The sequence below is a fragment of the Pseudomonas sp. PDM31 genome, assembly GCF_019218965.1.
Taxonomy (GTDB): domain Bacteria; phylum Pseudomonadota; class Gammaproteobacteria; order Pseudomonadales; family Pseudomonadaceae; genus Aquipseudomonas.
Genome location: NZ_JAHUWS010000022.1, coordinates 23,091 through 34,388, shown reverse-complemented (window position 1 = coordinate 34,388; position 11,298 = coordinate 23,091). Strand labels below are relative to the sequence as shown.

11 protein-coding genes and 1 pseudogene are annotated in these 11,298 nt (G+C 58.3%); 7 read left to right on the top strand and 5 right to left on the bottom strand.

Annotated elements, in window-relative coordinates:
* Nucleotides 1-402: 402 nt before the first annotated feature.
* Nucleotides 403-780: a hypothetical protein gene (locus tag KW839_RS27235; RefSeq protein WP_060539696.1), complete on the bottom strand. Its 378-nt coding sequence runs from the start codon at nucleotides 778-780 to the stop codon at nucleotides 403-405.
* 200 nt (nucleotides 781-980) lie between these two features.
* On the opposite strand from KW839_RS27235, the gene KW839_RS27230 reads away from it, so the two are divergent.
* From KW839_RS27230 to def, 3 genes are all read left to right on the top strand, one after another.
* A complete protein-coding gene (locus KW839_RS27230; protein WP_060539697.1) occupies nucleotides 981-1,172 on the top strand; it encodes a CsbD family protein in 192 nt (63 codons plus the stop codon).
* A 168-nt stretch (nucleotides 1,173-1,340) separates the two neighbouring features.
* On the top strand, nucleotides 1,341-2,300 hold the full coding sequence (locus KW839_RS27225) for a YihY/virulence factor BrkB family protein (protein ID WP_060539698.1): 960 nt from the start codon (nucleotides 1,341-1,343) through the stop codon (nucleotides 2,298-2,300).
* Nucleotides 2,301-2,302: 2 nt separating this feature from the next.
* Nucleotides 2,303-2,842 carry a peptide deformylase gene (gene def / locus KW839_RS27220; RefSeq protein ID WP_060539699.1) on the top strand — a complete coding sequence of 180 codons (540 nt, stop codon included), beginning with the start codon at nucleotides 2,303-2,305 and terminating at the stop codon, nucleotides 2,840-2,842.
* A gap of 73 nt (nucleotides 2,843-2,915) precedes the next feature.
* Here the strand turns inward: def and KW839_RS27215 are convergent, their stop codons facing one another.
* Complete coding sequence (locus tag KW839_RS27215) at nucleotides 2,916-3,377, bottom strand: GNAT family N-acetyltransferase (RefSeq protein ID WP_218426040.1); 462 nt, start codon at nucleotides 3,375-3,377, stop codon at nucleotides 2,916-2,918.
* 812 nt (nucleotides 3,378-4,189) lie between these two features.
* Between KW839_RS27215 and KW839_RS28210 the strand changes: the two are divergent.
* A pseudogene (locus KW839_RS28210) lies at nucleotides 4,190-4,966 on the top strand (PAS domain-containing protein); the annotation flags it as partial.
* A gap of 3 nt (nucleotides 4,967-4,969) precedes the next feature.
* The gene (locus tag KW839_RS28205; protein ID WP_371318127.1) at nucleotides 4,970-5,509 is read left to right on the top strand and encodes a methyl-accepting chemotaxis protein; all 540 of its coding nucleotides are present in this window, start codon (nucleotides 4,970-4,972) and stop codon (nucleotides 5,507-5,509) included.
* A gap of 377 nt (nucleotides 5,510-5,886) precedes the next feature.
* On the opposite strand, the gene KW839_RS27205 is transcribed toward KW839_RS28205, so the two are convergent.
* Nucleotides 5,887-6,525: a glutathione S-transferase family protein gene (locus KW839_RS27205; protein ID WP_218426037.1), complete on the bottom strand. Its 639-nt coding sequence runs from the start codon at nucleotides 6,523-6,525 to the stop codon at nucleotides 5,887-5,889.
* A 107-nt stretch (nucleotides 6,526-6,632) separates the two neighbouring features.
* The gene (locus KW839_RS27200) at nucleotides 6,633-7,664 is read right to left on the bottom strand and encodes a LacI family DNA-binding transcriptional regulator (protein ID WP_060539702.1); all 1,032 of its coding nucleotides are present in this window, start codon (nucleotides 7,662-7,664) and stop codon (nucleotides 6,633-6,635) included.
* A gap of 215 nt (nucleotides 7,665-7,879) precedes the next feature.
* Here KW839_RS27200 and KW839_RS27195 point away from each other — a divergent pair, with 215 nt between their 5' ends.
* Nucleotides 7,880-8,413, top strand: a complete 534-nt coding sequence (locus tag KW839_RS27195; RefSeq protein WP_060539703.1) for a gluconokinase — start codon at nucleotides 7,880-7,882, stop codon at nucleotides 8,411-8,413.
* Between the two features lie 81 nt (nucleotides 8,414-8,494).
* Complete coding sequence (locus KW839_RS27190) at nucleotides 8,495-9,847, top strand: GntP family permease (RefSeq protein ID WP_218426036.1); 1,353 nt, start codon at nucleotides 8,495-8,497, stop codon at nucleotides 9,845-9,847.
* Nucleotides 9,848-10,027: 180 nt separating this feature from the next.
* Here KW839_RS27190 and alaC read toward each other — a convergent pair whose 3' ends face one another.
* Nucleotides 10,028-11,245, bottom strand: a complete 1,218-nt coding sequence (gene alaC, locus KW839_RS27185; protein WP_218426035.1) for an alanine transaminase — start codon at nucleotides 11,243-11,245, stop codon at nucleotides 10,028-10,030.
* Between the last annotated feature and the right edge of the window lie 53 nt (nucleotides 11,246-11,298).

Sequence of the window (11,298 nt, the reverse complement as noted above, 5' to 3'; positions counted from 1 at the left end):
TTGATGAATCAGTGCTGATCTACAACGCGGAGCGGCCACATCTGGCCTTGAAATACAAAACGCCCGATGCGGTGCATCGGGCGTTTTGAGACTGAAACAGGTGTAAACCTATTTCAGGACTAGACATGCTCGGCTCACCCCAACCCTCCCGAAACGTCGGGCGCCCCAAGGGGGAAAGGGAGCCGATCCCCATGCACTTCAACACTTGAGTTGGACTGGAGATTTCAGGCTGAAGCATCTCTGCCAAGCAATGCACTTCATCACTAGCGTTCGACTCGGACTTTCAGGTCGAAGCAACTTGCGCAAACAACCCGGTCGGTCCCCTCTACCTCTGGGAGAGGGCTAGGGTGAGGGCTGGATCTAAAGTTGAAATACTGTGCCAGGGCAACCCTCAACTCATCATCACTGCTTGAACGGCGCGAAATTCACATTGGTCCCCGCCGGACGCATGTCCTGCAGATAAGAGTCCTTGTCCGCACTCAACTCCAGGCTCAACGCAGCCTTGCGCTTACCCTCGTTACGCACCACCAGGCCCTCGAGCTTCTCGCGCAAGAACACCGTCGGCACTTTCAGGTGCAGCAGCTCGTCGGTGTCGGGCGTGTGCATCAGCAGGTGAATCCACTCGTACTGACCAATGGCCAGGCGCGCGACCGGGATATCGAACCACCAGATGTTGCGGTTGCGGTTCAATTCGGTGAAGTGGCAGTTGTTGACGCCAAGCACAGCACCGCCAAGTTCCTGGTTTCTGCGGGCAATGGCCTGCTTTTTATCGAGTTTCATAACATTCCTACGGGATTGGATCTTCAGCGCCATGGCCTGAATACGTTGCGCATTCTCAGGGGTTGGCCGAAAAACATAAAGCCCAACCTGAGCGGATCGATGAAATGTCGCAGTGAAAATAAATGAAACTCCCCGCAATCGCCTTCGGTCAACCCTGTGTAACCACTTTTCCTCCATTGAATGTTTGCAGGAGAAATACCATGAGCAGCACAGGCGATAAGGTAAAAGGCATGGCCAACGAAGCAGCCGGTAACGTCAAGCAAGGCGTCGGCAAGGCCACCGGTAATGACAAGCTGCGCGCCGAAGGCGTCGTACAGGAAAAGAAAGGCGAAGCCCAGCAAGCGGTCGGTAAAGCCAAGGATGCTCTGAAGAAGGGTGTCGACGAGGCTTGATCCAGCCTTTGAGCAGTCAGAAACGGCCATCCGCGGATGGCCGTTTTTGTGTCAGCCTGAACTTGCGACCGGAAATTGTTTCAAAGTCGCCAATTGGGCTACTTTGATGTAGAAAACGGCCCTTGAGTCGCCACGACTTCCACCCGATTGCGGCGAAAGGAGACGCTAATGATTTTTCCGGACATGAAAAACCTGCCCTTGCATCGTGTGATGCTGCGCACGGTCACCGAGTTCGTCGACGACGAAATGTCGACCTATGCCTCGGCGCTGGCCTATCAAATGCTGTTTTCGCTGTTTCCGTTCATTCTGTTCCTGATCGCCCTGATCGGTTTTCTGCACCTGCCGGACTTCTTTTCCTGGCTGCGCCTGCAATCGGAGCTGGTGCTGCCACCCCAGGCGCTGGAACAGGTCAACCCGGTGATCGACCAGCTGCAGCAGTCCAAGGGCGGCCTGCTTTCGGTGGGTATCGTGATTGCCCTGTGGACGGCCTCGGCCGGCGTGCGGCTGATGATGAGCGCGATGAACGCGGCCTACGACGTGGTCGAAGGCCGCCCGATATGGAAGCGCTTTCCGTTGTCGATCATCTACACCGTGGGCATTGCCGGCATGCTGCTGATCGCCGCTGCGCTGATGGTGCTCGGGCCACAGGTAATGGGCTGGATCGCCTCGCAAGTCGGCCTCGAGGATTTCATCGTAACCCTGTGGACCATCGCCCGTTGGCCGGTGATCGTGATCTTGCTCATGGTCGCGGTGGCATTGATCTATTACGTCATGCCCGATGTGAAGCAGGAATTTCGTTTCATCACCCCAGGCTCTGTACTGGCGGTGGTGGTGTGGATCATCGCCTCCCTGGGCTTCGGGCTGTACGTCAAGGAGTTCGCCAACTACAACGCCATGTATGGCAGTATCGGTGCGATCATTGTGCTATTGCTGTACTTCTACATTTCCGCCGCCGTACTGCTGCTCGGCGCCGAGATGAATGCAGTGATCGAGCACATGTCCAACGAAGGCAAGGAGCCAGGGGAGAAAGTCCCCGGCGAACACGGTCCGGGCCATGAGCCTAAACACCACGTGTCGGGATTGGGCCGCGATCACTCGCTCAAGCCGACCACCACAGACGAAGCCTGAGCATGATTCGTGAAATCCTGAAAATGGGTGATGAGCGCCTTCTGCGCATCGCCCCGCCGGTACCGGCCGAAATGTTCGACAGCCCGCAACTGTGGCAACTGATCGATGACATGTTCCAGACCATGGAAAGCGTTGGCGGGGTAGGACTTGCCGCGCCGCAAATCGGCGTCGACCTGCAATTGGTGATCTTCGGTTTCGAGCACAGCGAGCGTTACCCGGACGCCGAAGCAGTGCCGCAGACGATCCTGATCAATCCGTTGATCACACCGCTGAACCCGATGCTGGAAGAGGGCTTCGAAGGCTGCCTGTCAGTGCCCGGGCTGCGTGGCGCGGTGGATCGTTATCAGCACATCCGTTATGAAGGTTTCGACCCCAAGGGCGAGCCTGTGGTGCGCGTTGCCAGCGGCTTTCATGCGCGGGTGGTGCAGCACGAATGCGATCACCTGATCGGCCGCCTGTACCCGTCGCGCATCACCGATTTCAGCAAGTTCGGCTTTACCGAAGTAATGTTTCCGGATATGGATCCCAACGCCGACGACTGACACAGTTCCCAAGCCCGACACAAAAACCTGTGGGAGCGGGCTTGCTCGCGAATGACGGTGTGCCAGTCACCATTCATATTGACTGCGCCACCCCATTCGCGAGCGAGCCTGCTCCCACAGTGGCGCAGGGCTCCAGCCCCATTGCAATCATCGGCTTGCTGCGCGCATAGCGGCTCAACCGCTCAACCATCGCGTAGGGCATCTGCGGATCGAAACTGAAGCCACGACGCTCATAGAACCCACGCAAATCCGGATGACAGAACAGCCATACCGGCTGTTCAACATCCTTCACCGCCGCGGTAATCAACCCAGCGGCAACGCCCTGTTCACGACAGGCCGGGTCGACGAACAACCCGGTCAACCAATGCCCGCCCGCCACCGGTCGCAAACACAGCGCGGCAACGATTTCATCCCGGCGCGCCACCCACAGTTGAGCATCGCGGACCGCTTTCATCGACGATTGCTGGGCGCGATAAAACTTGTTCATCAACGGCCATAAAGGCTCGTCGAGCCGGGTGTACTGGGTATTGGGCATGGTCTTGGACAGTCGGTACATAAAGCGGGTGATTATAAAAGAACGCAGGCGCGAGGATAGGTGTATACCTGATCTCACATCCCTATGAGTGGAGTACGCATCATGTCCAAAGGCCTGGATTCAAAGAAGTCGGCGAAGAAAAAACCGGTGAAAACCGCCATTGAAAAGCGCGCGGACAAGAAAGCCAAGAAAGTGGGCGTGTTCGGGCACTGATTGCGCACTGACTGATCGCTCCCATCGTGTGTGGGAGCGATTCTCCTGAAAAAAATCTGCAGGATTTGCCAAGGCCATCGCACGCATTCAACATCCCTGTGAGCTGAAACAGCGCCTTCGTTATACCGCCCAGGCTACAACTCTGTAGCCATCGCCGGCAGCGCCTTCCCATAGATATAAAAAACTCCGCTGAATCGATTTTGTCCGTGTGATGGCCGATTAGTGGCCTTGCAGGCCTGACTTTACTGTCTATGATCACCGTAACTAACTATGTCGGCCGTTTCTGCGTGCGGGCGTGTTCGTCGTAAACCATGCCGACAGAGTGCGCAATTGAAGGCACCGTCACTTGATGCCAAGGAGTCTTGCGTTAGATGGATTTTTTTGTAGATATGTTAGGGCTGGCCCGCGTGCGGGCTATCAAGAGAAGGATGTCTTGATCAGAGTGCCGTTCCAGGCACCCTCCGATTGATCATCATTTATCACCTGACCAATCCTTCTTTTTGAAGGGCCGCGTGTACCTGTTCCGTGGAACGTAGTGGTGGATGTGAAAGACCAGCAACTTTCATTAATCAAAAGATCGCGCTTAAGGTGATACGACAATGTTCAACCTACATCACAAGGCTGACCTGCTGGAAATCGAACGCTTCAGCGGTGCACTGAGCGAGGCCAATGCCAAGTTGGCCGCAATCAGCCGTTCAATGGCGATGGTCGAGTTCACCCCGGAGGGCATCGTCATCGATGCCAATGAAAATTTTTGCAGTGTGATGGGTTACGGCGCTGAAGAAGTACGCGGCAAGCATCACCGTGTTTTTTGCGAAGAAACGTTCTACCGCAGCGAGGACTACGCCAAGTTGTGGCGTGACCTGGCGCGTGGCGAACCGGTCAGCGGGACCTTTCTGCGCTTGAACAAGAGCGGCAGGGAAATCTGGCTGGAAGCCAGTTACATGCCGGTGTTCGGTGCCGATCGCCAGGTCAGGAGCGTGATCAAGGTCGCCACCGACATCACCACCAGGGTCAACACGGAACACGAAAACGAAAGCACGCTCTCGGCGCTCGGGCGATCCATGGCCGTGATTGAATTTACCCCGGAAGGCAAAGTCATCACCGCCAACGAAAACTTCCTCAACACCATGCATTACTCGCTCAGCGAAGTCATGGGCCAACACCACAGTCTGTTCTGTCATCGTGCCGAAGCCGAGTCCCAGTCCTACAGGAATTTCTGGGCTTCGCTCAATCGTGGCGAATACCACTCCCATCGTTTCGAGCGAAAAAACAAGCAGGGTCAGACCGTCTTCCTCGAAGCGTCCTACAACCCACTGTTCGACGCCAAGGGTCGGCTGTACAAAGTGGTCAAGTTTGCCAGCGACATCACCAACCAGATGACCACCCTGCAAAACGCCGCCGATTCGGCCCACAGCACCTCGGTGCAAAATGACGCCTGCGCGCAGAAGGGCTCCCAGGTGGTTCAGCAAACAGTGCAGATCATCCAGGATATTTCCAAGGATCTGAACGAAGCGGCGGTGAGCATCGATGCCGTGAGCAAACAGTCCGACATCATCGGCACCATCGTGCAGACCATCCGCGGCATTGCCGACCAGACCAACCTGCTGGCGCTCAACGCCGCCATCGAAGCAGCCCGCGCGGGCGAGCATGGGCGGGGGTTCGCGGTAGTGGCCGATGAAGTCCGCAGCCTCGCGGCGCGCACCAGTCAGGCGACCCTGGAGATTGTCGATGTGGTGCGCAAGAACCATGACCTGTCGATGAGCGCAGTGTCGAGCATGCAATCGAGCCTGAGTCGAACCGGGCTTGGTGTTGAACTGGCGAACGAGGCGGGGGAAGTGATCCTGGAAATCCAGCAGGGCTCGCGACATGTGGTCGATGCAATCAGCCAGTTCAACTCGACGTTGCAACTGAACTAGCCCGGTAACCACTGTAGGAGCGAGCACGCTCGCGATTGACTCAGATACACCGCAGGGCACCAGACGCCCCGCGTTATCGTTAACGACCATCGCGAGCGTGCTCGCTCCTACAGGGGAGTGCGGTCGACTACTGTAGGAGCGAGCATGCTCGCGATGGACTCAATATCACCGCGGGGAATCAGGCTTCCCGCGTTATCGTTAACGACCATCGCGAGCGTGCTCGCTCCTACAGGGGAGTGCGGTTGACTACTGTAGGAGCGAGCATGCTCGCGATGGACTCAATATCACCGCGGGGAATCAGGCTTCCCGCGTTATCGTTAACGACCATCGCGAGCGTGCTCGCTCCTACAGTAAATAGCGTGGTATTTTTCGGCTGATCAAGGCAGGCCGTTGCAGCCATGTTTGAGAAAGCCCGGACGCTGCGCCAGACGCTGGAAATACTCATCGACCGCCGGGTAGTCGGGACGCTCTATCGGTGTCATCAGCCAACGGTTGACCGACAATCCGATCACAATGTCGGCCAGGGTAAACCGTGGCCCGGCGACATAGGCCTTGGTGGTCGCGAGCTGGTGTTCGAGGATGCCCATCTTCTGATTCCAGCCACGGATGCCCACTTCAAGGCGATGCGCGTCCTGAAACTCCGGGTCCTTGCGCACCAGGGACATGAACGCATAACTCCACGACGGGTTGAGCTCGGTGGCCTGCCAGTCCATCCACTGCTCCACCCGCGCGCGCGCCACTGGTTCGGTCGGCAACAGATCGCCGTGATGGTGATGGTGCTTACCGGTCAGGTATCGGCAGATGGTGTTGGATTCCCACAGCACGCCGGCTTCGTCGATGATCACCGGCACCTGTGCGTTGGGGTTGAGTCTGAGAAACTCGGGACTGTGGGTCGAGGCAAAACCGCTGCCCCAGTCCTCACGTTCGTAGCAAAGGCCTAGTTCCTCGCAAGTCCACAGGACTTTTCTGACGTTGATCGACGAGGCTTTACCCAGGATTTTCAGTACAGGTTCCATGGAGCTACTCCGTTAGCGAATCAGGGCTTCAGGAGCTTAATAGTGTGCCTGCAAACGGACGACATCAAGCCTGCTTGCGCCGTTGCGGACCACCACGGGAAAACCACTCAGGTGCTCTCGCGTACCTTCAGCTCAAACCCCATGTCCTGCACCGGCCTGGCCACCGTATTGCCGGCCATCAATGTCAGCATCTGCTCCGCCGCGCGCCGGCCGATGGCTTCGCGCGGGGTGCTGATGCTGCTCAGGCGCGGGACCATATGTTCGGACATGGGCAAGTCGTTGAAGCCCAGGATCGCCACTTGTTCGGGAATCTTGATCCCGCAGCGCATGGCTTCGAGCAAGGCGCCCTGGGCCAGGTCGTCGTTGCCGAAGAAAATCGCATCCACGTCGGGGCGGCTGTTGATCATCTGCAGGAACAATTCACCGCCCAGGCCCACGGACGAGGGGCGCGGGGTCAGCACTTCCAGGTCCGGGTCGTAGCGCCCGGCCTTTTGCAGGGCGCGGCGGAAGCCTTCACCGCGCAGCAGGGTACGTTGATCCAGTTGCGCGCCGATGTAGGCCAGGCGCTTGCGCCCGCGAGACAGCAGATGCTCGGCCGCCGTTTCGCCGGCTGCGAGTTGCGAGAAGCCGACGCAATTGAGGCCCGCCGCACTGTCGAGTTCCATCATGTACACGCAGGGAATGTTGCTGGCTTCGATCATCCGTCGCGAACTTTCGGTGCGGTCGAACCCGGTCAGCAGCAAACCGCGCGGCTGGTAGGCCATGTAGTTACGCAGCAGGTTTTCTTCTTCGTCGCGCGAGTAATGGAAGTTGCCGATCAGCACTTCAAAGCCCTTGGGGCGCAATACCTGATGAATGGCTTCCAGGGTGTCGATGAACAGCAGGTTGGACAGCGACGGCACCAATACCACCACCGAATGGCTCTGGGCCGAGGCCAGAGCGCGGGCGGCGGGGTTGACCACGTAGTTGAGTTGCAGTGCCGCTTTCTGCACTTTTTCCACCAGCTCAGGGGCCACCGTGCTGACGCCGCGCAAGGCGCGCGAAGCGGTAATCGGGCTGACGCCAGCCAGGCGCGCGACCTCGTTGAGGGTAGGGCGGCCAGTGGTGCGGGTATTTTTATCGTTTTTAGTTGGAGTCATCGACGGCTTGCCAAACAATATTCAAGGCACTAAGGTAGCGCTGTCTCGATGCAGCTGCAATGCGTGGGCGAGGGTTGCCTGATTCTCGCTTTTTGGTGTTGGGAAACGAACCTGCTGCAACCCATAAAAAATGACAAGAAGGCGTCGGCAACTTCTGCTTTTGAACTAGTGTCATAACTGGCAAAGGTAGCGCTGTCTGCGCGCTGAGGTGTTACATGAATCATCCCATCACCGCCCTGGTCATCATGGGCGTTGCCGGTTGCGGCAAGACGTGCGTCAGCGAGGCCTTGTGCCACTTGAGCGGCGCCACTGCCATTGAAGGCGACACTTTCCACCCTGCCGCCAACATCGAAAAGATGAGCGCGGGGACCCCCCTGAACGATGAAGACCGTGCCGGCTGGCTCGACAGCCTGTGCGATGAGCTGCGTCGTATCGACGCCAAGGGCGAACGCCCGGTGCTGACCTGTTCGGCGCTCAAACTCATTTATCGTGAGCGCCTGCGCAGTGCCCTGCCGGGTCTGGGCTTCGTGTTCCTCGAACTCACTCCTGAAGTCGCCGCCGACCGTGTTTCACACCGCCCCGGCCATTTCATGCCGTCGACCCTGATCGACAGTCAGTTCGCCACGCTGGAATCGCCCATTGGCGAGCCGATGACCCTGGCGCTGGATGCCTCGACCTGCAGCGTCGACGAACTGGCCCTGCAAGCGCACCGCTGGTGGCTGGCAAACGGCCTGAAGCAGGCGGTATGACTGTGCTTGCAAAGACAGCGCTGTCCTCACGACTTCTGATTAACCCGCTTTAATAACAACAACAACCAGGAGACACCCCTAATGTTTGGCATGTCCCACGAGACGTTCCTGCTGCTAGATGCAGTGGTCACGGTCATCGGGCTTATCGTCCTGATCACCAAGTTCAAGTTGCACCCATTCCTCGCACTGATCATTGCCGCAGCCTTCCTCGGGCTGACCTCCGGCATGCCGATCGGCACCATCATCAAGGCGTTCCAGGACGGCTTCGGTGGCGTGCTTGGTTTCGTCGGCATCATCCTGGCGCTGGGCACGATGCTCGGCAAAATGATGGCCGAATCCGGTGGTGCGGATCAGATTGCGCAGACGTTGATTCGCGCCTTCGGTAAAGACAAGGTGCAGTGGGCGATGATGTTCGCCGCCTTCCTGGTCGGTATTCCGCTGTTCTTCGAAATCGGCTTTGTACTGCTGATTCCGTTGGTGTTCATCGTTGCCCGGCGCACCGGTGTGTCGATCATCAAGATCGGTATCCCGCTGCTGGCCGGTCTGTCCGCCGTACACGGCCTGGTGCCACCGCACCCGGGGCCGCTGCTGGCCATTGGTGTGTTCGGTGCCGACATCGGTAAAACCATTCTTTATGGTCTGATCGTTGCGCTGCCAACCGCCATCATCGCCGGCCCGATCTTCGGTACGTTCATTGCCAAGCACATCCCAGGTCATCCTAATCAGGAACTGGTGGATCAACTGGCGCGCGAGTCGGATTCGGCCGATCTGCCGAGCTTCGGCATCACTCTGGTTACCGTGCTGCTGCCGGTGTTCCTGATGCTGCTCAAGACTTTTGCCGACGTGGTGCTGCCCGATGGCAACATCTTCCGCGCTTTCATGGACCTGATCGGTCACCCGATTTCGGCGTTGCTGCTGGCATTGCTGCTGTCGCTGTATACCTTCGGCTACAAGCAGGGCATCGGTTCGACGCAGATGATGAAATGGCTGGATGCGAGCCTCGCGCCGACCGCCGCGATCATCCTGATCATCGGTGCCGGTGGTGGCTTCAAGCAGATGCTGGTCACCAGCGGCGTGGGTGACGTGATCGGCCACATGGCAGTGAACGCACAGATTTCGCCGATCCTGCTGGCCTGGCTGGTGGCGGCGGTGATTCGTATTGCTACAGGTTCGGCAACCGTGGCGACCATTACCGGTGCCGGTATCGTGGTGCCTGTGGTCGGGATGATTCCTGGCGTGAACCGTGAACTGCTGGTACTGGCGACCGGTGCGGGTTCGTTGATCCTGTCCCATGTGAACGATGCCGGTTTCTGGCTGGTGAAGCAGTACTTCAACATGACCGTGGCGGAAACCTTCAAGACCTGGACGGCGATGGAAACCATCCTGTCGGTGGTGGCGTTGGGCTTTATTCTGTTGTTGTCGATGTTCGTTTAAGCCGATTGGCAGACACAAAAAAACCGCAGCGATGCGGTTTTTTTGTGGGCAATTCATACCAAGGCTGAACATAAAACCAATGTGGGAGCGGGCTTGCTCGCGAATGCGGTGTATCAGTCAACATAGATGTTGTTTGACATACCGCATTCGCGAGCAAGCCCGCTCCCACAGTTTTATGTGTCAGGCGTTGGATTTGGCGACTAGCCCATCAGCCCGGAACATGCCGCGAATCCCGCGTACGGCCTGGCGAATGCGGTCCTGGTTTTCGATCAGCGCGAAGCGCACGTGATCATCACCATACTCACCGAAACCGACACCCGGCGAGACGCAGACCTTGGCCTCGGCCAGCAGTTTCTTGGCGAACTCCAGTGAACCCAGGTGCGCGTAGGCCTCGGGAATCTTGGCCCAGACGTACATCGACGCCTTCGGGTTCTCGACCATCCAGCCCAGTTCATGCAGGCCCTTGACCAGCACGTTGCGCCGTTGCCGGTACTGCTCGGCGATGTCGCGCACGCATTGTTGATCGCCTTCCAGCGCGGCAATCGCCGCCACTTGCAAGGGGGTGAAGGTGCCGTAGTCGTGGTAGCTCTTGATCCGTGCCAGGGCGTTGACCAGCTCCGGGTTGCCGACCATGAAACCGATGCGCCAGCCGGCCATGTTGTAGCTCTTGGACAGGGTGAAAAACTCCACCGCGATGTCCTTCGCGCCCGGTACCTGCATGATCGACGGGGCCTTCCAGCCGTCGTAGACGATGTCGGCGTAGGCCAGGTCGTGAATCACCAACACGTCGTACTGCTTGGCGAGGGCGATCACGCGTTCGAAGAAGTCCAGTTCCACACATTGCGCGGTAGGGTTGGACGGGAAGCCGAGGATCATCATTTTCGGCTTGGGAATCGAGCCGCGAATCGCCCGTTCCAGTTCAGCGAAGAAGTCCACGCCCGGCACCAGCGGCACCGAACGCACCTGGGCGCCGGCAATCACGGCACCGTAGATGTGAATCGGGTAGCTCGGGTTGGGCACCAGCACGGTGTCGCCTTGGTCCAGGGTCGCCAGCATCAGGTGCGCCAGGCCTTCCTTGGAACCGATGGTGACGATGGCTTCGGTTTCCGGGTCGATGTCGACCTCGTAGCGTTGCTTGTACCAATTGGATATCGCCCGGCGCAGGCGCGGAATGCCCTTGGACGTGGAGTAGCCGTGGGTGTCTTCGCGCTGGGCGACGGTCACCAGTTTTTCAACGATGTGCGGCGGCGTGGCGCCGTCGGGGTTGCCCATGCTCAAGTCGATGATGTCTTCGCCACGACGACGGGCGGCCATCTTCAGCTCGGCAGTGATGTTGAAAACGTAGGGGGGGAGTCGATCTATGCGCGCAAAGCGGCGCGGCGAACCTTGTTCGGCCATTGTTGCCTCGGATAACGTAAGCGCCCGGAACCGTCCGAGCGACGCTGGTCACT

What these genes read in the sequence shown, in the direction of transcription:
- KW839_RS27235 (WP_060539696.1), bottom strand. Translation starts at nt 780, where the DNA reads ATGAAACTCGATAAAAAGCAGGCCATTGCCCGCAGAAACCAGGAACTT.
- KW839_RS27230 (WP_060539697.1), top strand. Translation starts at nt 981, where the DNA reads ATGAGCAGCACAGGCGATAAGGTAAAAGGCATGGCCAACGAAGCAGCC.
- KW839_RS27225 (WP_060539698.1), top strand. Translation starts at nt 1,341, where the DNA reads ATGATTTTTCCGGACATGAAAAACCTGCCCTTGCATCGTGTGATGCTG.
- def (WP_060539699.1), top strand. Translation starts at nt 2,303, where the DNA reads ATGATTCGTGAAATCCTGAAAATGGGTGATGAGCGCCTTCTGCGCATC.
- KW839_RS27215 (WP_218426040.1), bottom strand. Translation starts at nt 3,377, where the DNA reads ATGCCCAATACCCAGTACACCCGGCTCGACGAGCCTTTATGGCCGTTG.
- KW839_RS28205 (WP_371318127.1), top strand. Translation starts at nt 4,970, where the DNA reads ATGACCACCCTGCAAAACGCCGCCGATTCGGCCCACAGCACCTCGGTG.
- KW839_RS27205 (WP_218426037.1), bottom strand. Translation starts at nt 6,525, where the DNA reads ATGGAACCTGTACTGAAAATCCTGGGTAAAGCCTCGTCGATCAACGTC.
- KW839_RS27200 (WP_060539702.1), bottom strand. Translation starts at nt 7,664, where the DNA reads ATGACTCCAACTAAAAACGATAAAAATACCCGCACCACTGGCCGCCCT.
- KW839_RS27195 (WP_060539703.1), top strand. Translation starts at nt 7,880, where the DNA reads ATGAATCATCCCATCACCGCCCTGGTCATCATGGGCGTTGCCGGTTGC.
- KW839_RS27190 (WP_218426036.1), top strand. Translation starts at nt 8,495, where the DNA reads ATGTTTGGCATGTCCCACGAGACGTTCCTGCTGCTAGATGCAGTGGTC.
- alaC (WP_218426035.1), bottom strand. Translation starts at nt 11,245, where the DNA reads ATGGCCGAACAAGGTTCGCCGCGCCGCTTTGCGCGCATAGATCGACTC.